This window comes from Terrihabitans rhizophilus, assembly GCF_033898525.1.
GTDB lineage: Bacteria > Pseudomonadota > Alphaproteobacteria > Rhizobiales > Methylopilaceae > Flaviflagellibacter > Flaviflagellibacter rhizophilus.
On sequence record NZ_JAXAFJ010000001.1, the window covers coordinates 37,496 to 59,927 of the forward strand.

Below are 22,432 nucleotides of genomic sequence, written 5' to 3' on the forward strand. Positions count from 1 at the left end.
CTAGAACACTCCGTATCGTAGAAACGCGCCCAGGAGCCGCAGCTTGCGGACCCCCACGCGCGTGCGCGGCGCCTGCCAGCCCTGGGCCAGCAGCCGCGCATGGACATCGCGATAGGCGGCGCTCATCAGGCGGGGGGCTTTCACCGCCGCACGAGGGGCACCGTCCATGATCAGATCGGCCTGCCGGAAATGGTCCTCGGCACGCGCAGCAACGGCGCGGCACGCGGCATCCAGACCGGGCTGAGCCAGGATGGCGGCCGGATCCGCTATATGCGCATCAATTCCGTTTTTTTCCAGTTCTTCGCGCGGAAGGTAGAGCCGGCCGATCTCGGCGTCCTCGTCGACGTCGCGCAAGATATTGGTCAGCTGAAGCGCGCGCCCCAGGTGGTGCGATAAGGCATCGCCGGTCTTGTGGTTCAGTCCAAAGCATGGCGAGGACAGGCGGCCCACTGCGCACGCCACACGGTCCACGTAAAGGTCCAGAACCGTCCACTCGGGAGCAATGATCGGCTCGCCGACATCCATCTCCATCCCGTCGATGACGGCGATGAAGTCATCACGTCGCAGGCGGTAGCGTGTAACTGCCTCCTGCAGGAACGCTGCTTGTCCTGCCGGTGCGCCGGCATAGAGCGCGTCGATGTCACGACGCCAAAGGGCCAGCCCGGCTCGCTTCTCCTCGTCCGTGCCGCCTTCGTCCGCGATGTCGTCCACCGCCCGGCAGAAGCCATAGACGGCGAACATGGCCTCGCGGCGCTCGCGCGGCAGGATGCGCATCGCGGCATAGAACGAACTGCCGGTCGCGGGCGGCGGTGCGGCGACGGCCTCCACGCTCATGCCGTGCCCCGGGCGGAGAAGCCGCGCCGCAGCAGCATGGCCGCGGCCGACGCCAGTGTCGTTGCCGCGAAGCCGACCTTGCTGAAATGCACTTTCTCGCTGAGCGGGTCACGGTGCTGCAGGCCCTTTGCGAGAACCAGTGCGAGGCGATGGATCGCGGCGATTTCCAGCGCAAGACGCGTGTTTCGAATGCTGTGGAGCAGCGGGCGCCCCTCCTCCAGCAGGTTTTCGCAGGTCCGTGCGAGATCCGCGATCACGGCGCGCAGTGCAGGGCTGGCTCTTTCGGCGCCGAGATCCTCGATCACCGCGCCATGGCGGGCCATGACATCGGCCGGCAGGTAGACGCGGTCCAGCGCGCGGAAGTCCTTCCCGCAATCCTGCAGGTGGTTGATGATCTGGAGCGCCGCGCAGATGGCGTCAGAGGCCGCCCAGGTGCGCTGGGGATCCTCGCCGTGGACGTCCAGCACGAAGCGGCCGACCGGCATCGCGGACAGCGCGCAATAGTCCATCAACTCATCGAGGTCGGCATAGCGGTTCTTGCGCGCGTCCAGCCGGAAGGCGTCCAGCAGATCGCGCGCGTGCCGGGGAGAAAGCTCCCGCTCCGCAAGCCGGCGCCGCAAAGGCTCGGCCTCGGGATCGGTGGGCCCCTGCCCCGTCAACGCCGTATCGAGCGCGTCGAGAGTCGCGACCTTCTCATCCGGCGTCAGCGTGGCGTGGTCCGCCACGTCGTCCGCAGCCCGCACGAAGTCGTAGAAGGCAAGAATGGGTGCGCGGTACTGTTTCTGGATGAGGCGCGAGGCGACGGGGAAGTTCTCGTCGGTGTGGCCCTTGCCGGAACGTGTCTCTGTCGCGGAGATCATGCGCCTGTCCCGCCTGCCGCCGCCTGATAGCGGCCCTTCCAGGCGCCACCCTTGCCGCGCCAATGCTGGACTGCGGAATCCATGGTGAAGCCGAGATACAGAAGGGCGATGAAAGGCAGCGCCACGCCCCATGCCGGCGAGCGCCCGTAAAGCTTCAGGACCGGCTGGAACGAGATCGCCATTGCGGCCCAGACAGCCGCGCCCACGAAGCCCGGCCAACCGGGCGCCAGAAGTGCCAGCGCGGGCGGTGTGACATAGGTGACGATCATGCCCAGCACCGCGCCGAGCAGCTTCAGCGGTGAGTAATCCAGCTCTGCATAGGCGGATCGCGACACCATCCGGCGGATGTGCCCGAAATCGTCGTAGGGGCGAATGCTCTCCACCGCCTCCGTCAGGCCAAGGAAAACCGGCCCCTGGGACTTCATGAGCGCTCCCATGGCGCAATCGTCGATCAGCGAGCCGCGGATCGCCTCGACGCCACCGGCGCGGACAAGGGCGTCCGCACGGATGAGCATGCAGCCGCCTGCCGCTGCCGCGACCTTGCTGCAGGGCATGTTGACCCAGCGGAACGGGTAGAGCTTCTGAAAGAAGAAGATGAAGGCCGGGATCAGCAGCTTCTCGGCGAAGCTGTCGCAGCGCAGCTTGACCATCAGCGAAGTCAGCACGGTGCCCCGCGTCTCGGCGCCACGCACCAGGCGCTCGACGGCACCGGGATCGCTGTAGCCGATGTCAGCATCCGTGAAGAGCACGTAATCCGCCTCGCCGGTGGCGAGCGCCGAGCGAAAGCCCTGGCTCATGGCGTAGAGTTTGCCCGTCCAACCGGAGGGCAGTTCGGCGCCCCTGATCACGGCAAGCTGGCCAGCCCGTCCCATCCGCCACGCGGTGTCGGCAGCGATCTCGCCGGTGCCGTCGTCACTGCCGTCATCGACCAGCACGACGCGGAACGGACCGGGATAGGTTTGCCCGAGCAGCGATCCGATGCTCTGAGCGATAACATCCGCCTCGTTGCGGGCCGGAACCACAGCCGTGACGCTCGGCCACACAGCCGGCGCCGGCATGCCATCCGGTGCGAAGCGGGTGTCCCGCTCAGCCGCGCGCCAGAAATCTCCGCGCGCAGCGATCAGGTAGGTCCAGATCGCTGCACTGGCGATGGCGAGAGTGGCGAGGATCACAGCAAAGGGTCCCTGAGCTCAGCGTGCGCGTAGCCGCTGCGGCCGTTCAGGCCCTGTCCTTCACCGCGCGCGGCGTTTTCTGCAACACCTCGAACACCTTGGCAACAATGCCGCGGGCGTCGAGCCCGGCATCCGCATACATGCGATCCGGCTTGTTGTGGTCGGTGTACTCATCGGCCAGCACAAGGGAGCGGACCTTCAGGCCGTCGTCGAGCATGCCGCGGTCAGACAGCAGCTGAAGGACCATGCTGCCGAAGCCGCCGACGGAGCCCTCCTCCACCGTGATCAGCACTTCGTGGGTGCGGGCGAGGCGCAGGATCATCTCCTCGTCGAGCGGCTTGGCGAAGCGAGCATCGGCCACGCTGGTCGACAGTCCCTTGGCCTCGAGTTCCTCGGCAGCCTTGAGGGCTTCCTGCAGGCGCGTTCCGAAGGAGAGCAGCGCGATCTGCGTGCCCTCGCGCATCATGCGGCCCTTGCCGATCGGGATCGGAATGCCCTTCTGCGGCATCTCGACGCCAACGCCCTCGCCACGCGGGTAGCGGAAGGCAATCGGGCCATCATCATAGGCAACAGCGGTGGCGACCGTGTGCACGAGTTCGGCTTCGTCGGCCGGTGCCATCACCACCATGTCGGGCAGGCAGCAAAGGAATGCCGTGTCGAACGCGCCGGCATGGGTCGCACCGTCGGCGCCGACATAGCCGGCGCGATCGATGGCAAAGCGCACCGGAAGCTTCTGCAGGGCGACGTCGTGGACCAGCTGGTCGTAGCCGCGCTGCAGGAAGGTGGAATAGATCGCGCAGAACGGCTTGTAGCCCTCGGTCGCAAGGCCTGCCGCAAACGTCACCGCATGCTGCTCGGCGATGCCGACGTCGAAGGTGCGGTCCGGGAAGCTCTTCTCGAAGATGCCGACACCCGTGCCGTCCGGCATGGCGGCCGTGATAGCGACGATCTTGTCGTCCGTGATGCCTTCCTTGGCGAGGCTGTCGCCAAACACCTTGGTGTAGCTCGGAAAGTTGGCCTTCGCCTTGTTCTGCGTGCCCGTCAGCACGTCGAACTGCACCACGCCGTGATACTTGTCGTCGGACGCCTCGGCGGGCGCGTAGCCCTTGCCCTTCTGCGTCACGACGTGGATCAGCACGGGGCCTTCCTGCGCGTCCCGGACATTCTCCAGCACCGGCAGCAGGTGGTTCAGGTCATGCCCGTCGATGGGGCCCACATAATAGAAGCCGAGTTCCTCGAACATGGTGCCGCCGGTCAGGAAGCCGCGGGCATATTCCTCGGCCTGGCCGACTTTCTCCTGCACGAAATGCGGGAGGCTCTTGGAAAGCTGCTTCGCCGTCTCGCGAATGGTGCGGTAGGTCTTGCCGGAGATCAGGCGGGACAGATAGGCCGACATCGCACCCACAGGCGGGGCGATGGACATCTCGTTGTCGTTCAGGATGACGATGAGGCGCGAGCCGATGGCGCCGGCATTGTTCAGCGCCTCGAACGCCATTCCGGCAGACATCGAGCCGTCGCCGATCACGGCTATGACGTTGTTGTTGTCGCCCGCGAGATCACGCGCCACGGCCATTCCGAGGCCGGCCGAAATCGAAGTGGAGCAATGGGCCGCGCCGAAGGGGTCGTACTCGCTCTCGGATCGCTTGGTGAAGCCGGAAAGTCCGCCCGGCTGGCGAAGGGTGCGGATGCGGTCGCGCCGGCCAGTCAGGATCTTGTGCGGATAGGTCTGGTGGCCGACATCCCAGATCAGGCGATCGCGCGGGGTGTCGAAGACATAATGAAGGGCGACCGTCAGTTCCACGACGCCAAGGCCGGCGCCGAGATGGCCGCCGGTAACCGACACCGCATCGATCGTTTCCGCGCGCAGTTCATCGGCCACCTGACGCAGCTTGTCTTCAGAAAGCTTGCGGAGGTCGTGCGGCGTGTGGATCGTGTCGAGAAGCGGCGTGGAATGCACCATGTGTTTTCTTTCGCAGACAGAGCCTATGCCCTGGTTCAGGACCTTCCGCCGCAGCGTGACCAGGATGACAGAATAATGCGTTCCGCGCGTTTTTCGACGCGTAACGCCGTACGGACGCCATTCATTCTAAACAAGGTGGCCTGCGCGCAACAGATTGGGTAGCGGCGGCGAGCCGGCAAAGGTCGCGGCTCCTATAGCAAGGCCGCCCTGCCTTTAGAAGCCCTGCAATCAAAGGTGGCGTACCCCGGATGCGGTCGATGCTTCAGTGGGCGACCAGCCGCGATGCCCGCTCCTCCGAGACGAAGGCCGAACCGGAGTCGTCATCCTGAGCTGCGAACTGGTGATTGTGCAGCCGCGCATAGAGGCCGTTCCTTGCCAGAAGCTGGCGATGGGAGCCTTCCTCAAGCACGGTGCCAGCCGAGATCACGAAGATGCGGTCGGCGTTGACGATGGTGGAAAGCCGGTGCGCGATGACGATCGTCGTGCGCCCCTTCATCAGGCGATCAAAGGCGGCCTGCACCTTGGCCTCCGTTTCGCTGTCCAGCGCGGATGTCGCTTCGTCGAGCAGCAGAATGGGTGCCGCCTTCAGCAGGGCGCGTGCGATGGCGACACGCTGGCGCTGTCCACCCGAGAGCTGGACGCCGTTCTCGCCCACATTGGTGTCGTAGCCGTGGTCGAGTTCCATGATGAACTCATGCGCGAAGGCATCCCGTGCCGCCCGCTCCACCTCGTCATCTGACGCATCCATGCGGCCCACACGGATGTTGTCGCGGAGGGTTCCGCCGAACAGATAGGTGTCCTGGCTGACGAAGGCGATCTGGGCCCGCAGATCGCGCACCGAAAGCTCGCGAATATCCCGCCCGTCGATGAGGATGGCGCCCTCACTCACATCGTAGAAGCGCTGCACCAGAGACAGGATGGTGGACTTGCCGCCTCCGGAAGGGCCGACCAGCGCAATCTTGGCGTGCTTCGGGACCTCCATGTTCAGCCCCCGCAGCACCGGCACGTCGCGGCGATAGTGGAAGCCGACATCACGGAAGACGACGCCGGAGGATATGTGTTCCAGGCGGCCGGTGCCGAGGGTTTCGCTCGGAGGATGCGGCTCGTCGAGCACCTCATACATGAGCCGGACGCCGATCATCGAGGCCTCGATGTTCAGGCGTAGGCGCACAAGCCTCTTTGCAGGCTCGTAGGCCAACAGCATGGCGGTGAGGAACGACATGAAGACGCCGGGCGACTGCCCCCCGTTCATGGCACTCCAGCCGGAATAGAGCAGCACAAGAGCGATGGCGATGCCGCCGAGCGCTTCCATGAGGGGGCTGGAGCGCGCCTGCAGGCTCGCCATCTTGTTGTTGCGCGTCTCCAGGGCGAGCACGGCCTCGTCCATCTGGCCTTCCATGTAGGGGCCAAGATTGTAGGACTTGATGATCCGGGCGCCGTGCACAGTCTCCTGCAGCAATTGCACGATGCGGACGCCGAAGCGGAACTCGCTGGCGGCAAGGGTGCGGATGCGCTTCACCAGCTTGATGACGCCCCAGAACGCGAGGGGGGCAATGACAAGGGCCACGAACGACAGCAGCGGCGCCTGCACGATCATCACCGTCAGCAGCCCGATGAGCGTCAGGAAATCCCGGCCCACGCTGACGACGATGGTGTTCAGCACATTGCGCACCGCCTCCGCGCCACCCGACACGCGGGCAATGAGGTCGCTCGACGGGGTGCGGGTGAAGAAATCGGTGCTGAAGCCCAGAACATGGCGGTACAGCCGCCGCTGAAGATCGGCCACGATGCGGTTGCCGACGCGGCTCATCGCCACGTCCTGGCCATAGGTGGCGAAGCCCTTGCCGACGCTGAGCAGGATCACGAAGCTGGAATAGGCCAGCAGCGTCCCGATATCGTTGCCCGCGAAAACCTGGTTGACCATGTCGCGCATGAACCAGGCCATGGCCGCCGTGGTGCCGGCGACAAACGCCATGAAGCCGAACGCGACGGCATACTGGCGCCAGTAGCGGCGGAAGTTGTCGCGGAACAGCCGCCGGATCAGAAGGGCGGATTCGTCTCCCAGAAAGCCGATGCGGCTGTTGAGGAGGCCAACCCAGCGAACGATGCTCAAAATGGGTGTCCCGTCAGGTGCGTTCAGCCGCGCACATAGCACATCCGCCGCCGGGTGTGCGAACCCTGCGGGCTCCGATCAGCCGTCAAGAGACCCTGGGATTACAGCGGCCGCTTCGTCATGCCCACGATCTCATGCCCAGCCGATACTTCCCGGACGCTGGGCGCAAAAAGAAACCCCGCTCTGGGCGGGGTTTCCGAAGGCTGGCAAGCTTGCCTGCTACTCCATTGAATAGGCAGGACTAGTTCTTGCCGCCGCCTTTGCCGTTTCCGTTGCCGCTAGCCTGACCACCGCTGCCGCCAGCTTTGCCGCCGCTGGCCTGAGAACTCACCGTTGCGCCGCGCGTGCCCGATTTCGCCTGCTCGGACACGGCAGCGCCATTGCCGGTCACCTGTGAGGACTGCACGCCGATGGTATTGGCATTCTCCGACTTCGTGCCACCCTCAGGCTTGACGACGACTTCGGCAGCGAAGGCCGAGGACGCGAAAAGCGCCGAAGCAGCGATCGTAAGAGCGATATTCCTCATTGAAGTTCTCCAATCGGGAAGCTCCCCCAACTGAAGCGAACGTGCGCTCTCGCCGAATATTCCATTTCCAATGCGTGGTATGCAGTGGATGCGCCAGCCGGCGAGCGGCACGAAACATCGCGAACAAGCGCGGTGTCAGATCATCAGGAGAATAAAGCTCTCTGCCGGAGGGAATGAGGTCGCCACTGAACGGGGTCGAACGACGCCGGAACGCCGCTGCAGTGAAAACCCTTGCAATCCTCTGGAGGGGAAATGGCGCGCCCGAAAGGATTCGAACCTCTGACCCTCAGATTCGTAGTCTGATGCTCTATCCAGCTGAGCTACGGGCGCGCATGTCGTGGGGCGCTTGGCCGCCGCGACGAGCGGTGACTTAGAGGGTTGGCCCCTGATTGGCAAGCCCGTCGTTGCCTTGTGTCATCGCTTTTTCATGCACGCGCCCGGTCACGTGCCCGTGCGGCAAGATCGATGGGCTGGTCGGGGATGGTGATGCGGAAGGTCGCGCCCAATGTGCCGTCCACAAGGCGAATGCTCCCGCCATGAGCGTTGACAAGTTCGGCGGCGATGGCGAGGCCCAGCCCTGTTCCGCCGGGCGTCGTGGACCCCTGGAAGGCTGCGAAGAGGTGGTCGCGGGCCCTGGCCGGCACGCCGGGGCCGGTGTCGGACACCTCGATGACCACGGTCGCGCCCTCGCGGCGGCCGACGATTCGGATCTGGTCGCGCTGCGCGTCGCCATGGCCCTGGCGCTTCAGTGCCTGACGAGCGTTCCGGCAGAGGTTGAGAAGCACTCGGAACAACTGATCCGGGTCGGCATCCACTTCGAGTCCAGGCTCGATGGATTCCGTCCAGCTGACTTCCGCATCCTCATCGGCTCCGAGCGCATCCCTGACATCACCGAACACGGCCTTCAGGTCCACCGGGCGGCGTTCGGGCGGCTCCTCCCGCGCGGCGCCATAGGCGAGCGTGGAACGGCAATATTCGACCGCCCGCTCAAGGGTCGAGACCAGCTTGTCGGAAAGACGCCGCACGGAGGGATCAGAACTCGTGGCAAGGCGCTCCGACGCCAGTTGCGCGGCTGCAAGCAGGTTCCGAAGGTCATGGTTGATCTTGGACACGGCGAGCCCAAGGGCCGCCAGCCGGGCGCGGCTTTGCAGCTGCCCATGCAGCTCGATTTCCATCGCGGCCAGTTCCCGCTCGGCAAGGCCGATCTCGTCGCGCCGATCCGTGGGAACGATGATCCGGGCCGCATCGCCGCTGTCGCCCCGGAACGCGATCATGTGATCGACCAGACGCCGTACGGGCCGCACGATCAGCCGGTCGAGCGAAAGGTAGACGAGCACGCCCGTGATGGCGGAGATGAGCAGCGAAACCAGCAGGACGTTGCGGGAAAAGGTGAACATGGCGCGGCGGAGGGGCGCCTCGTCGATCAGCACCTCCACGAACTGCCCGCCCATCGGAGCGGTGCCGAGAACGCGCATCGTGCCGGCGCCGCTGCCGAACAGAACCCCGAACGCCCCCCTGAACGCCTCGAGACCAAGCGGCTCACGAAGATCGATCACCCTCGAAATCTGCGGCGGCACGTCGGAGGACGCAAGCAGGCTGCGCACCTCACCGGTCTGGAGAACGATCAGGCGTGCATCAACGCTTTGCAGCAGCCGCCGCGCCAGGGCCTCAGGCACCATGCCCTGGGGGGCCGCATCGAGGACGAGAGCGACAGAGTGCGCCCGGCCGATGCGGTCATTCAGCCAGCGTTCGTAGAAATTCGCGACGGAGGGCACATAGACGAGCACCACCGCAACCATGACGAATAGAATCGTCAGGGTGAGCAGCTTGCCCGAGAGGCCGTGGCGCACCTCTCGCGGGCCGGACTGGTGCTGTTCCATGATCGTTACCGCGGCGGCGCGAAGAGGCCGTGCCCCTCACCCGCCGCCCTCAAGATGGTGAGGCCAAGGTGCAAGGTCAAACCTTCGTGCGGTTCACTGCCTCCACGTTGACTTCTGCGGGCGTCTGTCCTTATAAGCCGCCCCAGCCGGCGGCCGCGCGAGTGGCCGCCCCTTCACCTTTGGACAACCGTGGGCCTAGGGCCCAAACCCCCGCGGCACGACCGCGACGGAGGAAGACCCGTGAAAAGGACCTATCAGCCGAGCAAGCTGGTGCGCAAGCGCCGCCACGGCTTCCGCGCGCGCATGGCCACCCCTGGCGGCCGCAAGGTGATCGCGGCACGCCGCGCCCAGGGACGGAAGCGCCTGTCGGCCTGACCAGGTGATGCCGGACCCTTCTCCGGAAACGGGTCCGGGCAGGCTTACCCGGCGGCGAGAATTCCTTGCAGTGGCGGCCGGGGCGCGTGCGCACAGCAGTCTTCTCACCCTTCAATCTCTTGCCCGCTCCGGTGACCCGGAAGGGCAGCCGCGCTTCGGCATGACCGTCACGCGGAAGACGGGTGGCGCCGTGGAGCGCAACCGAATGCGCCGGCGCTTGCGCGAAGCCCTGCGTCGCGTGGCTTCGGAGCACGCCCGTCGCGGCCATGACTACGTCGTGGTCGCCCGCTCGCCGATGCTGGAAGCGCCTTTCGACCAGATCATCACGGACCTGAAATACACCCTGCGGCGCATCCATGCTGCGCCGGGGCCGCGTTCGCGCGCCGAAAAGGCGCCGACGAGCGGCCGCACCGAACCGCCGCTTGACCGCGAAAGGGCCGACGATGTCGGAACACCGTAACCTCATCATCGCCATCGCCATGTCCATAGCCGTGCTCGGCATATGGGAATATTTCTATGGCGGGGCGCAGCGTGAGAAGGAGCAGCTGGTCGCCGAGCAGCAGCGCATCGAGCGCGGAACGGAAACGCCGGCCGCCGGCGCGGCTCCCGCACCGCAGGCGGGCGTCAGCACACCACCTCCCGTCGTCGCCAATCCCGGCGCCACGCGCGAGCAGGCCGTCGCGTCCGGCGCACGCATCCCTCTCGACACCGCGCATCTGAGCGGTTCGATCAGCCTCATCGGCGGACGCATCGACGACGTGCAGTTGAAGGACTACCGGGAGACGGTGGAGCCCAACAGCCCCAACATCGTGCTGCTGACGCCGCCCGGCGGACCGCAGCCCTTCTATGCCGAGCACGGCTGGGTGGCGGGACAGGGCACGCAGGCGGCCCTTCCCGGACCGCAGACGCCCTGGACGCAGGAAGGCGCCGGCACGCTGACGGCGGAGACGCCGATCACCCTGAGATGGGACAATGGCGCCGGCCTGGTCTTCCGCCGCACCATCGCTGTCGATCCGGAGTATATGTTCACCGTCACCGACCGCGTGGAGAACACCGGCTCGGCTGCCGTGACGCTGCACCCCTACGCGCTCGTCTCGCGCCATGGCAGGCCGAAGGTTGCCGGCTACTACATCCTGCACGAAGGCATGCTGGGCTTCCTCGGCGACGATGGCCTGCAGGAGATCAAGTACGACAAGCTCGACGAGGAAGGCGCGATCCAGTTCTCGCCCAATCGCGGCTGGCTCGGCATCACCGACAAATACTGGGCGACCGCGATCGTCCCGCCGCAGAACGAGCCCTATACCGGCCGTTTCGCCGCCACCAAGGGCGAGGTGCCGACCTATCAGGGCGACTACCTGCTGGGCGCCCGCACGGTGGAGCCCGGCGCCACCTCCGAGGTGCAGGGCCGCCTGTTCGCAGGCGCCAAGGAAACGCGGATCATCAACGCCTATGGCGAGAACCTCAGCATTCCCAATTTCGACCTGATGATCGACTGGGGCTGGTTCTACTTCCTGACCAAGCCGATGTTCTGGGTCATCGACTTCTTCTATCACCTCGTCGGCAATTTCGGCGTGGCGATCCTAATCGTGACGGTGCTCGTGAAGGCGGTGTTCTACCCGCTGGCCAGCAAGTCCTACGCGTCCATGTCCAAGATGAAGCTGGTGCAGCCCGAACTGGTGGCGCTGCGGGAACGGTACAAGGACGACAAGGCCGCGCAGCAGAAGGCCATGATGGAGCTGTACAAGGCGCAGAAGATCAATCCGGCGGCCGGGTGCCTGCCGATCCTGATCCAGATCCCGGTGTTCTTCGCGCTCTACAAGGTGATCTTCATCACCATCGAGATGCGGCATGCGCCCTTCTTCGGCTGGATCCGCGATCTCTCGGCGCCCGACCCGACCACCATCTTCAACCTGTTCGGGCTCCTGCCCTACGACCCGGGTGCCGTGCCGGTCGTGGGCCACTTCCTGATGCTGGGCGTTTGGCCGATCATCATGGGCATCACCATGTTCGTGCAGATGCGGCTGAACCCGCTGCCGCCGGATCCCACCCAGGCCATGCTGTTCACCTGGATGCCGGTGTTCTTCACCTTCCTGCTGTCCTCCTTCCCGGCGGGCCTCGTGATCTACTGGTCCTGGAACAACACGCTGTCCGTTCTGCAGCAGGCCACGATCATGAGGCGGCAAGGCGTGAAGATCGAACTGTTCGACAACATAAAGGGCCTGTTCCAGCGAAAGCCGAAGCCCGGAACCTAGAATGCCAAAAGGCCGCCCTCGGGCGGCCTTTTCCGTTGCGGCTTCTGCCGTTACACAGCGCGTGACACATCGCAGAGGAACAGCGTCATGACCGATTCCGCGCTCGCGGCCACCATCGAAGCCGCCTGGGACCGCCGCACGGAGCTGGGCGCCACGACCAAGGGCCCGGAGCGTGACGCGGTGGAGCAGGCGCTCGATCTGCTCGACCGTGGCGAAGCCCGCGTGGCGGAACCCACGGCAGACGGCTGGACCGTGCATCAATGGCTCAAGAAGGCGGTCCTCCTGTCCTTCCGCCTTAACGACAACGGCGCCATTCCCGGCGGCCCCGGCGGCGGCGCGTGGTGGGACAAGGTCGCGTCCAAGTTCTCCGGCTGGGACGATGTGCGCTTCGGCGAAGCGGGCTTCCGCACGGTGCCGGGAGCCATCGTCCGCCGTTCGGCCTATATCTCGCCCGGCGTGGTGCTGATGCCGAGCTTCGTGAACGTCGGCGCCTATGTGGACCGCGGCACCATGATCGACACATGGTCGACGGTGGGTTCGTGCGCGCAGATCGGCAAGAACGTGCACATTTCCGGCGGCGTCGGCATCGGCGGCGTGCTGGAGCCGCTGCAGGCCAATCCCGTCATCATTGAGGATGACTGCTTCGTCGGCGCACGCTCCGAGGTCGCCGAAGGTGTCATCGTGCGGCGCGGCAGCGTGTTGTCCATGGGCGTCTTCCTCGGCGCCTCCACCAAGATCGTGGACCGCACCACGGGCGAGGTCTTCATGGGTGAGGTGCCGGAATATTCCGTCGTCATCCCGGGCACCCTGCCCGGCAAGCCGATGGCCAATGGAGAGCCGGGCCCGGGCCTCGCCTGCGCGGTCATCGTGAAGCGCGTGGACGAGCGCACCCGCTCCAAGACCTCTATCAACGAGCTGCTGCGGGACTGATCGTGCCAACCAACGCCGTTGCCCTTGCACAATCCCTGATCCGCCGCCGCAGCGTCACGCCTCAGGATGACGGCGCGCTCGGCGTGCTGGGCGACGCATTGCGCGAGGGCGGGTTTGCGGTTGAGCACTTGACCTTCTCCGAGCCCGGTACGCCGGATGTCGCGAACCTGTACGCACGCATCGGCACGCAGGCGCCGGTGCTCGTATTTGCCGGCCACACCGATGTGGTGCCGCCGGGACCGGACCAGGACTGGTCGCACGGCCCGTTCGAAGGCGACATCGCGGACGGCGTCCTTTTCGGGCGCGGGGCGGTGGACATGAAGGGCGGCGTCGCGGCCATGGCGGCGGCGGCGCTCGGCTACCTTGCGGAGCATGGCACGCCGAAGGGCTCCATCGCGTTCCTCATCACCGGCGACGAGGAAGGCCCGGCCGTCAACGGCACGCCCAAGCTGCTGGAATGGGCGCGGTCACGCGGCGAGCGCTTCGACCATTGCGTTCTGGGCGAGCCGAGCAGCCGCGACCGGCTGGGCGACGAGATAAAGATTGGCCGGCGCGGCTCGCTGTCGGGCGTGCTGACGGTGCACGGCGTGCAAGGCCATGTCGCTTATCCGCACAAGGCCGATAACCCGATCCGCCGCCTGCTGCCGATGCTGGAAGCACTGCAGGCACCGCTCGATCAAGGCACCGCGCATTTCGAGCGCTCGAACCTCGAAGTGACCAGCGTGGACGTTGGCAACCCGACTGTTAACGTGATTCCAGCGAGGGCCGTCGCCCGGTTCAACGTGCGCTTCAACGATGCTCACACGCTGGACGGCCTGCAAGGCCTCCTGCTGCAGCGCGTCGCACATGCGGCGGGCGATGCACGCTACGAACTCGAATTCCTGCCCGGAGCATCCGCGAGCTTCGTGACCGAACCGGGCAGCTTTGTCGATGTGATCTCGGCGGCCATCCAGGCCGAGACAGGTCTGTCGCCGGTGCTCTCCACCGGTGGCGGCACCTCCGACGCGCGCTTCATCAAGGATCACTGCCCGGTTATCGAAGTCGGGCTGGTCAACGCCAGCATGCACAAAGCGGATGAGCGGGTTCCTGTGGCGGAACTGGAGGCAGTGACCCGCATCTACCGCCGCGTGCTCGATCTCTATTTCGCCTGATCAGCGGCCGCTGACACGAAGAACCCTCGTGTGCCGCTTCAACACCCGGGCTATCAGGTAAGCCACGGTGCCCCCGGCGAAGGCAACGCCGTAATACGACCAGTCCGCCGGCCAGGACTGCCACGTGGCCTCGCCGGCGCGGACATCGTGCACCACTTCCATGGCGCACAGGACCACAAGGACGAGGTAGAGCCCGTTGTACTCGCGGCGAAGCACCGTCCGGAGCGAGAACGGAAGGTCCGGGGCACGCCAGAGCGTGAAGTTGGGGAAGAAGGCAGGCGTACGCTCCGCCCAGACCGTGTAGGCGCCGCCGAACTTCTCGACCAGATAGGCCTCTTCCGCAGCGATGATGCGCTCGTAGTAGAGGGCAAACACCAGCGCCACGCCGAGAACGAGCCACCACACTTGCGTGCCGATGCAAAAGCCGAGGAGGACCAGGAAATTACCGAGGTAGAGCGGATTGCGCACCACGGAATAGATGCCCGAGGTGTTCAGGCTGTCCGCCCTCTGGCCATTGGTGTTGCGGCCTGATGTTCCCGCTGGAACGAAGCCGACGGTGTAGACCCTGAGCAGTGCGCCCGCGAGCGCCACGGCAATGCTGAGGCCTTCGCAGAACTCCTCGGCGCCTTTACCGAAACCCGCCTGCACCTCGTTGCCGGCCTGTGCCACGGCAAGAGCCGCAAACGGCAGCAGCAGAAAGGGCAAGGACCCTCGCCACCGGAAAAGAAAGCCGCCCTGTTCCTTGAAACGCTCGTTCAGCAGCATGACCGCCCCCACCCATGGCGGTCCTCCTCCGCCTGCAAAGCGGCAATTGCGTGGCATCAGCGGGCGTAGTCCACCCCCATCAGGTAGAGCCCCTCGGGCGGGGCCAAAGCGGCGCAGCGTCGGCGGTCCCTTGCCTCGAGCGCAGCCTTCAGATCCCCGGCACGCCACTTGCCGTCGCCCACCATCTTCAGGGATCCCGTGACCGACCGGATCTGGTGGTGCAGGAACGAGCGCGCGGAAGCGCGCACCACCACCGCATGCCCTTCACGGGTCACGTCCAGCCGGTCCATGGTCTTCACCGGACTGGCTGACTGGCATTCCGCGGCGCGGAAGGTGGTGAAGTCGTGCAGGCCGACGAGATGCTGCGCCGCGTCGTGCATGGCCTCGTGGTCCAGCGCACGGGGAACCTGCCACGCGCGCTCCCGCTCCAGCGCGAGAGGCGCCCTGCGGTCGATGATGATGTAGGCATAGTGCCGGGCGATGGCCGAGAAGCGGGCGTCGAACGTCCCATCCACCATCTCGCACGCCACCACCGCTACTGGCTGCGGCCGCAAATGCGCGTTCATCGCATCGCGCACCACGTCCGGCCGCCAGTCCCGCTCTAGCTGCAGGTGCCCCACCTGCCCGCGCGCATGGACACCGGTGTCGGTGCGGCCTGCGCCGCCCACCTGAGCACGCTCGCCCGAGAAGGCGAACACGGCCTTCTCCAAAGCCTCCTGCACGGAGGGTCCGTTGTCCTGCCGCTGCCAGCCGCAGAACGGCGTGCCGTCATATTCGATCGTGAGCTTGTAGCGCGGCACGCGGCTCCTCCGTTTAGAGGAAGCGCGCGCCGGGCTGAAGCCGCGCCCCACGCGCGAAATCGCCGAACGCCATGGGTCCCTTGCCAGCCCGCTGCACCGTGACGAGCCGCACCGCGCCTTCGCCGCAGGCGACCCGGCCGTCACCATCGAGGAGCGTGCCGGGCTCACCCCCGGCGCTTTCAAGGCTTGTGCGAATGAGCTTGAGCCGCTCCGGCCCCTTGCCCAGATCGAGCGAACACCACGCGCCGGGGAAGGGCGAGAGGCCACGGATTTGGTTGTGGACGTCCCTTGCGGGGCGCGTCCAATCGACGGCGGTTTCCTCGTTGGTCAGCTTCTGCGCATAGACGACGCCATCTTCAGGCTGCGGCTCGGCCTCCAGTTCCCCGTCCTCGAGGCGCCGCATGGCACGGGCCATCAATGGGGCACCAAGGCGGGAGAGACGGTCGTGCAGTTCGCCTGCAGTCTCGTCCGGGCGGATGTCCACCCGCTCCGTCAGCGCCACGGCGCCGGTGTCGAGCCCCTCATCCATCTTCATGATGGCGACGCCCGTCTGCCCGTCCCCGGCCATGATGGCCCGGTTGATCGGGGCGGCGCCACGCCAGCGCGGCAACAGGGAGGCATGCAGGTTGAAGCAGCCGTCGCGGGGTGCATCCAGCACCGGCTTCGGCAGCAGCAGCCCATAGGCGACCACCACGGCCGCATCGGCCTTGTGCGCGCGGAAGGTTTCCTGCGCGTCTCCATCCTTCAACGAGCACGGCGTCAGCACCGGCAGCCCGAACAGTTCGGCGGCCTGGTGCACGGGTGTCTTGCGCTCGGCCATGCCACGTCCCGCCGGACGCGGCGCGCGGGTATAGACCGCCTCGATGCGATGCTCCGCCTCCACCAGCGCCGCCAACGTGGGCACGGCGAAATCAGGCGTGCCCATGAAGACGAGGCGAAGGCTCACAGCTCGCCCACTTCCCGCGCGCCCTCGTGGTGTTCATCGTCCTTGGGTCCCGGCTTCGGCAGATAAGGCTTCGGTCCGCCTTCCCGCTTCGCGGTCTTTACGAAGCGCTTCCACACCATGTCTCGCTTGAGCTTGGAGATGTGGTCGATGAACAGGACGCCGTCGAGATGATCCATTTCGTGCTGGATGCACACCGCCAGCACCCCGTCAGCCTCGATCTCCTGCTCCGCTCCCGTTCGATCCTGGAAGCGGACGCGGATCCGCTCCGGCCGCACCACATCCTCATAGACATCGGGAATGGACAGGCAGCCCTCCTGGTAGCTCGAAAGCTCCGGCGACTCCCACACGATCTGCGGGTTTATCAGCGCGATCGGCTGGGCCTCTTCCTCGCGGGACGAGACATCCACGACCGCCAGCCGCTTCATCACACCGATCTGCGGAGCGGCGAGGCCGATGCCCGGTGCGGCGTACATGGTCTCGAACATGTCGTCGATGAGCGCGCACAGCGCGTCGTCGACTGCCAGAACGGCCTCGGCCTTCTGGCGAAGCAGGGTATCGGGGATGACGTGGATCGGGCGAATGGACATGGCCAGCCGGGATAATGGCCCAGCAGCATCCCGTCAACGCGTTCCTATTATGTTCTTGTTCAGGGAATCAGGTTAAAAACTTGCGCCGATGGACGAGGTTATCTTCAGTCTTGGCGGGTTTCCCGTCACCCTTGGCGCGGCTGTGCTGGTCGGCGTGCTGTTTTCAGTTGCGCTGCTTCTCCTGCTCGTCCTGCGAACGGCCGGGCTGAACGCCGGGCGCGAGGAAGAGGCGCGGGCACAGGCGGAGCGGCAGATGCGCACCGAGCGGCAGGTGGAGCAGATGCTCCGGTCGCAGGTCGAGATCTTCGGGCGTCTCCAGGGTGTCGGCGAGGTCCTGTCGAGCAAGCAGTCGGAACTGGCCCGCACGGTGGCCGACAGGCTGGATGCGGTCGGCCAGCGCGTCGGCGAGAACCTGACGCTCGGCACGCAGGCGACCAATGAGCAACTCCAGAAGCTGGAGGCGCGCCTCGCGGTCATCGACGCCGCACAGCAGAACATCGGCTCCCTGTCCGAGCAGGTCACAGGGCTGAAGGCCATCCTCGCAAACAGGCCGGCGCGTGGCGCGTTCGGTCAGGGCCAGATGGAGAGCATCATCAAGGATGCCCTCCCGCCATCCGGCTACACGTTTCAGGCCACGCTTTCGACGCGCGTGCGGCCCGACTGCCTGGTTCATCTTCCCGGCGACAACCTGCCGCTCGCCATCGACGCCAAGTTTCCGCTCGAGGCCTTCGAAGAGTTGCGCAAGAGCGAGGGTCCCGAAGCCGAGGCCCGTGCGTCCGCGCGCCTGCGCTCGGACATCATCGGCCATGTGCAGGACGTCCGAAAATACCTGATCAAGAACGAGACGCAGGACGTAGCCCTGCTCTTCATCCCCTCGGAAGCGCTGTATGCGGAACTCCATGAGCGCTTCGAGGACATCGTCCATCGTGCCCACAGGGCACGGGTGCTCATCGTCTCGCCCTCATTGCTGATGCTGGCCATTCAGGTGGTTCAGGGCCTCATGCGCGATGCGGCCATGCGCGAGCAGGCCCACCTGATCCAGAAGGAGGTCGGGTGCCTGCTGGACGATGTGCGGCGGCTCAGCGACCGTGTCGGCAAGCTGAAGAGCCATATGGGATCGACCATCAAGGACCTCGACGACATCGAGACCTCCGCCGCCAAGATCGCGGCTCGGGGCCAGCGCATCGACCAGATGGACTTCGACGAGAGGCCCGCTGCGGCCGTGGCGGAGCGTTTGCCGAACCCGTTGCGGGCTGCGGAATAGTCAGGCGCTCCGCGTCTCGTCTTCCAGCGCAATGAGACGCATGATCTCGTAGATGCGCTCGCCTTCCAGCCGCTTCTCGTCGAAGCCGCTGCTGGCCGCGATATGTCCGAACATGGTCTCGCCATCGAGAGACCTGCCAAGAAAGGCCATGGACCAGGAGGGAAAGCCGCGCTGGTCCACCGCGTCCAGCGCAAGAACCTGAACGTCGCTGTGCCGCGGGTCGCGCTGGATACGTTCAAAGGTGCGTTCGATGGCGCTGCGCGGGCCCTCCAGCACCTGGGCGAACACCCCGCGGTTGAAGATCAGCGCGCCGGTCAGCCCGCAGGCCGCATTGTTGCGCCTCGACGCGCTGAGGATGGAGTCCACCTCGGCCTTGATGCTCTCATCAGGGCCGACAACAAGATTCCGGCTGTAGTAGACGAGCCGGCAGAGGGGTTCAGTCATTTCGCCTTCCGTGTGCCGGTAGAGCTTGGATCGCATCCTGAACCATGCCCAGAGCAGGCGTCGTGCTGAGGAAGGGCACGATCTGGTCCGGGAAAATGGGCCGGCTGATGAGGTAGCCTTGAGCGTCGGTGCAGCCCTGCTGCGCAATCCGCTTGAGCTGTTCCTTGGTTTCGACGCCTTCCGCGGTGGTCGTCATCCCGAGACTTTCTCCGAGGGCCGCGATGGCGCGCACGATGGCAACACCGCTGACATCCGCATCGGCGCCGCGAACGAAGGATTGGTCGATCTTGATCTTGTCGAACGGGAAGCTTCGCAGGAGGGACAGCGAAGAATAGCCGGTACCAAAATCGTCCATTGAGACGCTGACGCCAAGAGCCCGGATCTGCTGCAGCACGGAAAGCGCGGTCTCATGGTCCCCGAGAAGCGCGCTTTCCGTGATCTCGATCTCCAGCCGATCGCCCGGCAAACCGCTCTCGGCCAAGGCCGAGATGATGGCGGGCACCAGATTCGCGTCGGCGAATTGTACCGTCGAGACATTTACGGCCACCCGCAGATCATCAGGCCAGCGCGCCGCCTCCCGGCAGGCGTTTCGGATCACCCATTCGCCGATCTGGACGATAAGGCCGGTCTCCTCGGCCAGGCCGATGAAATCGACAGGCGAAATCCAGCCCTGCAGGGGATGCTTCCAGCGCAGAAGGGCTTCGAAGCCGGTGACCTTGCTCGCGCCGATGTTGAACTGAGGCTGATAAGCCAGCGAAAGCTCCCTCAGCGCCAGAGCTCTACGAAGATCCCGTTCGAGGGTGCGCCGTCGCTCCATCCCCTCGCCCAAGGCGGCATCATAGAACCTGAACGCACCGCTGCCGCTCTCACGTGCGCTATGGAGCGCCAGACCCGCGCTGCGGAGGATCGCCTCTTCGTCAGAGCCGTCACCCGGCAACACCGCGACGCCGATGCTGACGCTGATCGTCAGGAGGTGCCCCTGCAGGAGATAGGAACGCCCGAGCAGGTCCGTGAGACGTTCCGCCAGCACCGCCGCATCAGCGGGCTGGTTCGAGGCTATCTGCAGAACGGCGAACCGGTCACCTCCGAGCCTCACCGCAACATCCTCGTCGCGCAAAGCCGACCGCAGCCGATCGGCGACCAGCCGAATCAGAGCATCTTCAAACGGTTGGCTGAACGTCTCATGCAGGGTGCGGGTCCAGTCGACCTCGATCTTGAGCACCGCCGCCGCGGGCGGTGAAGACGACCGTCCCAGAGCCTTGCGCAGCGCGACGCCCAGGCGTTCGCGGTTCCCGAGGCCGGTCACTGCATCGGTCAACGCCGCATCCGCTGCGTGCAGTTCGTCCTCCCGGTGCATTGTGATGTCTTCAGCGCTGACGACGCGCAGATCGCCGGCGTCGACGAATTCAAGGCAGAGCACCCGGCCATCCGCCAAGACCACCTCTCGCTTGCCGTGGGTTGCCCCTTCGGCATGCGCCAGGCTCACGACGCTTCGCAACCGCTCTCCGTCGTCCGCCAGCAGCCTGTCGAATACGGGGTTGCTCAGGACGATCATGCCCTCGGTGTCGGTAACGGCCACGGCATGGCTCATGGCATCGAACGCCGTCAGTGCGAGATGACCGAAGCTTCCGTGCCGCACCGACCCGTCGACCTCACGCGGCCGGATCGTCTGGGGCTGGACTGTCGTTGGCATCGGCGCTGATCACTCGGCTGTCGGCCTGCACAGTCCCCTCAATGCCGTTTCGGAACCGTGAAGGCCCGAACGTTTTCGCGCAGCTACCCGGATTTGTACGCTTGCGCCCGCTCGGCTGGATCGCTGTCACGCACCGGAGCTTCGGCCGAGCGACGGGCCACGATGATGGTCAGCACGATCGCAGCGACCCCGATAAGGGTCGAGTATAGAAAAAAGGTCACGTAGCCCGCGCCGAGAGCGGCCGGCGATGTGCCGACCTGCAAGGCGCCGGCGATGTAGGATTCCGGCGTGGTCCCCGTGAAAAGACGCCTCAAGCCCGACGCCAGCCCGCCATTCTCTGCCGAGTGCGCCGCGCCCTCGATGATGCGTCCCGATTGCGAGGCGATCAGTTTTCCCGGCAGTGCGTAGAGCGACGAGAACAGCGCGTATTGCGTGGCCGTGAAGCCGCCCGAGGTCAGGCTCGACATGTAGGCAATGAGGCAGGTGCCCGAGAAGCCGCTGCAAAGATTGTCCACGCCGATGGCGAAATACAGAGCCGGCACGGAATGGCCCATCATCGCCAGATAGATGAAGCACAGATTGGAGATGGCGCCCGCGAAGGCACCGATGACCAGCGCCCGCATGAGGCCGAGCCGGATCACCGCGAGCCCGCCGAGAAACACGCCCCCCATGGAGGCGACGACGCCGAACACCTTCCGCACCTCGGCGATCTCGGTCTTCGTGAAGCCGAGGTCGAGATAGAACGGGTTCATGATGTTGAGCACGAAGTCCGACACGCGGTAGAGGCAGATCAGCGCCAGAATCAGAGCGGCGCTGCCGGCATAGCGGCGGAAGAAATCGGCCAAAGGCGCGCCGAAGGACGCCGACAGGAAAACGCCGGGCCGCGTCGGCCTGCCCCGCTGGGGAACGCAGGCCACGGCCAGCAATGCCAGGCCGATGACCACGGCGGATATCTGCAGCAAGACGCTGAAGGAAGATGTGCGCCACATGCCGGCGAGGCCGAACGCATCCTCGCTGCCGACCAGCCGCGTCAGCAGCACCAAGGTTGTCGGATCGCCACTCAGTCCGGCGCCCGCGACGAACGCACCCAGCAGGAACAAAAGGCCGCGAACCGCCCATTCCAGGGGATCCGCAAAAGGCCGCGCGGCCACGCCTTCCGTGTGTACGGGGCGCAGCACATGCTCGCGCTCGCGTGGCGCAAGGAGAACGGCCGCGATGCCGATCCCCATCAGGCCGGCCATGACGGCGTAGGAGAGGTTCCAGCTGAAGTGCTGCGCCAGTATCAGGGGCAGAGCTCCGGCCACGATCATCGCGAGCCGGTAGCCCCATTGATAGGCAGCGGCCATCACGCCCTGCTGGCGGTCTTCCGCGACCTCGATGCGCCACGCATCGATGACGATGTCCTGCGTCGCGCCCGAAAAGCCCACGAACACGGCGAACAGGGCCATCAGCCCAAGATCGGCGGCGGGATCGAGGCCCGAAATCAGCCACAGCCCGAGAATGACGGCAAACTGCGCGGACAGCATCCACGACCGCCTGTGCCCAAGCCAATCCGTGAGAAGCGGGATGCGGGCGCGGTCTACAAGCGGCGCCCAAAGAAATTTGGCGGAATAGGCCAATGTGGCCAGGCTGAAGAAGCCGATGACGCTCAGCGAGACGCCGTCATCCCTCAGCCATGCCGACAACGTGTCGAAAATCAGGAGATTTGGCAGACCCGCGGAAAAGCCGAGACCCAGCATCACGAGGGTGCGGCGCTGCAGGAAAGCGGCAATGCCGCCGTCCGCCTTTGCCGCCGCTCTATCGGTTTCCTGCTCGCTCATGCCCGCTCCATCGCCCGGGCAAAGTGACGGCACTCTTCATGCGCCGCAAACAAAAAGGGC

20 protein-coding genes and 1 tRNA gene are annotated in these 22,432 nt (G+C 65.7%); 6 read left to right on the forward strand and 15 right to left on the reverse strand.

The annotated features are described in order from the left end of the window. From hpnD to SCD90_RS00210, 8 genes are all read right to left on the reverse strand, one after another. Nucleotides 1-834 carry a presqualene diphosphate synthase HpnD gene (hpnD, locus tag SCD90_RS00175; RefSeq protein ID WP_319842595.1) on the reverse strand — a complete coding sequence of 278 codons (834 nt, stop codon included), beginning with the start codon at nt 832-834 and terminating at the stop codon, nt 1-3. Continuing rightward, nucleotides 831-1,694: a squalene synthase HpnC gene (gene hpnC / locus SCD90_RS00180; RefSeq protein WP_319842596.1), complete on the reverse strand. Its 864-nt coding sequence runs from the start codon at nt 1,692-1,694 to the stop codon at nt 831-833. The genes hpnD and hpnC overlap by 4 nt, the downstream gene beginning before the upstream one ends. Further along, nucleotides 1,691-2,866: a glycosyltransferase gene (locus tag SCD90_RS00185; protein ID WP_319842597.1), complete on the reverse strand. Its 1,176-nt coding sequence runs from the start codon at nt 2,864-2,866 to the stop codon at nt 1,691-1,693. Before SCD90_RS00185 ends, hpnC begins: the two co-directional genes overlap by 4 nt. 46 nt (nt 2,867-2,912) lie before the next feature. Beyond that, entirely contained in the window at nt 2,913-4,826 is a 1,914-nt protein-coding gene (gene dxs, locus SCD90_RS00190; protein ID WP_319842598.1) for a 1-deoxy-D-xylulose-5-phosphate synthase, read from the reverse strand. Between the two features lie 262 nt (nt 4,827-5,088). After that, on the reverse strand, nt 5,089-6,939 hold the full coding sequence (locus tag SCD90_RS00195) for an ABC transporter ATP-binding protein (RefSeq protein WP_319842599.1): 1,851 nt from the start codon (nt 6,937-6,939) through the stop codon (nt 5,089-5,091). 241 nt (nt 6,940-7,180) lie between these two features. Next, a complete protein-coding gene (locus SCD90_RS00200) occupies nt 7,181-7,465 on the reverse strand; it encodes a hypothetical protein (protein WP_319842600.1) in 285 nt (94 codons plus the stop codon). Nucleotides 7,466-7,718: 253 nt separating this feature from the next. Continuing rightward, nucleotides 7,719-7,795, reverse strand: a tRNA-Arg gene (locus tag SCD90_RS00205). 95 nt (nt 7,796-7,890) lie between these two features. Continuing rightward, nucleotides 7,891-9,345: a HAMP domain-containing sensor histidine kinase gene (locus SCD90_RS00210; protein ID WP_319842601.1), complete on the reverse strand. Its 1,455-nt coding sequence runs from the start codon at nt 9,343-9,345 to the stop codon at nt 7,891-7,893. 240 nt (nt 9,346-9,585) lie between these two features. Here SCD90_RS00210 and rpmH point away from each other — a divergent pair, with 240 nt between their 5' ends. From rpmH to dapE, 5 genes are all read left to right on the forward strand, one after another. After that, on the forward strand, nt 9,586-9,720 hold the full coding sequence (rpmH, locus tag SCD90_RS00215; protein WP_319842602.1) for a 50S ribosomal protein L34: 135 nt from the start codon (nt 9,586-9,588) through the stop codon (nt 9,718-9,720). Between the two features lie 7 nt (nt 9,721-9,727). Then, entirely contained in the window at nt 9,728-10,180 is a 453-nt protein-coding gene (gene rnpA / locus SCD90_RS00220) for a ribonuclease P protein component (RefSeq protein ID WP_319842603.1), read from the forward strand. After that, nucleotides 10,164-11,972: a membrane protein insertase YidC gene (yidC, locus tag SCD90_RS00225; RefSeq protein WP_319842604.1), complete on the forward strand. Its 1,809-nt coding sequence runs from the start codon at nt 10,164-10,166 to the stop codon at nt 11,970-11,972. The genes rnpA and yidC overlap by 17 nt, the downstream gene beginning before the upstream one ends. A gap of 87 nt (nt 11,973-12,059) precedes the next feature. Next, the gene (dapD, locus tag SCD90_RS00230; RefSeq protein WP_319842605.1) at nt 12,060-12,902 is read left to right on the forward strand and encodes a 2,3,4,5-tetrahydropyridine-2,6-dicarboxylate N-succinyltransferase; all 843 of its coding nucleotides are present in this window, start codon (nt 12,060-12,062) and stop codon (nt 12,900-12,902) included. Continuing rightward, nucleotides 12,902-14,053 carry a succinyl-diaminopimelate desuccinylase gene (dapE, locus tag SCD90_RS00235; RefSeq protein ID WP_319843212.1) on the forward strand — a complete coding sequence of 384 codons (1,152 nt, stop codon included), beginning with the start codon at nt 12,902-12,904 and terminating at the stop codon, nt 14,051-14,053. The genes dapD and dapE overlap by 1 nt, the downstream gene beginning before the upstream one ends. Here the strand turns inward: dapE and SCD90_RS00240 are convergent, their stop codons facing one another. The 4 genes from SCD90_RS00240 to def are packed head-to-tail and all read right to left on the reverse strand — an operon-like array spanning nt 14,054 to nt 17,151. Beyond that, nucleotides 14,054-14,818: a methyltransferase family protein gene (locus SCD90_RS00240; protein ID WP_319842606.1), complete on the reverse strand. Its 765-nt coding sequence runs from the start codon at nt 14,816-14,818 to the stop codon at nt 14,054-14,056. Between the two features lie 56 nt (nt 14,819-14,874). Beyond that, entirely contained in the window at nt 14,875-15,618 is a 744-nt protein-coding gene (gene truA, locus SCD90_RS00245; protein WP_319842607.1) for a tRNA pseudouridine(38-40) synthase TruA, read from the reverse strand. 13 nt (nt 15,619-15,631) lie between these two features. Continuing rightward, nucleotides 15,632-16,564, reverse strand: coding sequence for a methionyl-tRNA formyltransferase (gene fmt, locus SCD90_RS00250; RefSeq protein ID WP_319842608.1), 933 nt, complete (start codon nt 16,562-16,564; stop codon nt 15,632-15,634). Beyond that, nucleotides 16,561-17,151 (reverse strand): peptide deformylase, encoded by a 591-nt coding sequence (def, locus tag SCD90_RS00255; protein WP_319842609.1) that lies wholly within the window; start codon nt 17,149-17,151, stop codon nt 16,561-16,563. The genes fmt and def overlap by 4 nt, the downstream gene beginning before the upstream one ends. Nucleotides 17,152-17,239: 88 nt before the next feature. Here def and SCD90_RS00260 point away from each other — a divergent pair, with 88 nt between their 5' ends. Then, nucleotides 17,240-18,415, forward strand: a complete 1,176-nt coding sequence (locus tag SCD90_RS00260) for a DNA recombination protein RmuC (RefSeq protein WP_319842610.1) — start codon at nt 17,240-17,242, stop codon at nt 18,413-18,415. Here SCD90_RS00260 and SCD90_RS00265 read toward each other — a convergent pair whose 3' ends face one another. The 3 genes from SCD90_RS00265 to SCD90_RS00275 all read right to left on the reverse strand — a co-directional run bounded on the left by SCD90_RS00265 (nt 18,416) and on the right by SCD90_RS00275 (nt 22,372). Further along, the gene (locus SCD90_RS00265) at nt 18,416-18,859 is read right to left on the reverse strand and encodes a BLUF domain-containing protein (protein ID WP_319842611.1); all 444 of its coding nucleotides are present in this window, start codon (nt 18,857-18,859) and stop codon (nt 18,416-18,418) included. Then, nucleotides 18,852-20,552 carry a putative bifunctional diguanylate cyclase/phosphodiesterase gene (locus tag SCD90_RS00270; protein ID WP_319842612.1) on the reverse strand — a complete coding sequence of 567 codons (1,701 nt, stop codon included), beginning with the start codon at nt 20,550-20,552 and terminating at the stop codon, nt 18,852-18,854. Before SCD90_RS00270 ends, SCD90_RS00265 begins: the two co-directional genes overlap by 8 nt. Nucleotides 20,553-20,635: 83 nt before the next feature. Beyond that, nucleotides 20,636-22,372, reverse strand: coding sequence for an AmpG family muropeptide MFS transporter (locus tag SCD90_RS00275; protein WP_319842613.1), 1,737 nt, complete (start codon nt 22,370-22,372; stop codon nt 20,636-20,638). Between the last annotated feature and the right edge of the window lie 60 nt (nt 22,373-22,432).

Excerpts from the sequence above, each read along its gene's own strand:
- hpnD (WP_319842595.1), bottom strand. The coding sequence starts at position 834 with ATGAGCGTGGAGGCCGTCGCCGCACCGCCGCCCGCGACCGGCAGTTCG.
- hpnC (WP_319842596.1), bottom strand. The coding sequence starts at position 1,694 with ATGATCTCCGCGACAGAGACACGTTCCGGCAAGGGCCACACCGACGAG.
- dxs (WP_319842598.1), bottom strand. The coding sequence starts at position 4,826 with ATGGTGCATTCCACGCCGCTTCTCGACACGATCCACACGCCGCACGAC.
- SCD90_RS00200 (WP_319842600.1), bottom strand. The coding sequence starts at position 7,465 with ATGAGGAATATCGCTCTTACGATCGCTGCTTCGGCGCTTTTCGCGTCC.
- SCD90_RS00210 (WP_319842601.1), bottom strand. The coding sequence starts at position 9,345 with ATGGAACAGCACCAGTCCGGCCCGCGAGAGGTGCGCCACGGCCTCTCG.
- rnpA (WP_319842603.1), top strand. The coding sequence starts at position 9,728 with ATGCCGGACCCTTCTCCGGAAACGGGTCCGGGCAGGCTTACCCGGCGG.
- yidC (WP_319842604.1), top strand. The coding sequence starts at position 10,164 with ATGTCGGAACACCGTAACCTCATCATCGCCATCGCCATGTCCATAGCC.
- dapD (WP_319842605.1), top strand. The coding sequence starts at position 12,060 with ATGACCGATTCCGCGCTCGCGGCCACCATCGAAGCCGCCTGGGACCGC.
- SCD90_RS00240 (WP_319842606.1), bottom strand. The coding sequence starts at position 14,818 with ATGCTGCTGAACGAGCGTTTCAAGGAACAGGGCGGCTTTCTTTTCCGG.
- def (WP_319842609.1), bottom strand. The coding sequence starts at position 17,151 with ATGTCCATTCGCCCGATCCACGTCATCCCCGATACCCTGCTTCGCCAG.
- SCD90_RS00260 (WP_319842610.1), top strand. The coding sequence starts at position 17,240 with ATGGACGAGGTTATCTTCAGTCTTGGCGGGTTTCCCGTCACCCTTGGC.
- SCD90_RS00265 (WP_319842611.1), bottom strand. The coding sequence starts at position 18,859 with ATGACTGAACCCCTCTGCCGGCTCGTCTACTACAGCCGGAATCTTGTT.
- SCD90_RS00270 (WP_319842612.1), bottom strand. The coding sequence starts at position 20,552 with ATGCCAACGACAGTCCAGCCCCAGACGATCCGGCCGCGTGAGGTCGAC.
- SCD90_RS00275 (WP_319842613.1), bottom strand. The coding sequence starts at position 22,372 with ATGAGCGAGCAGGAAACCGATAGAGCGGCGGCAAAGGCGGACGGCGGC.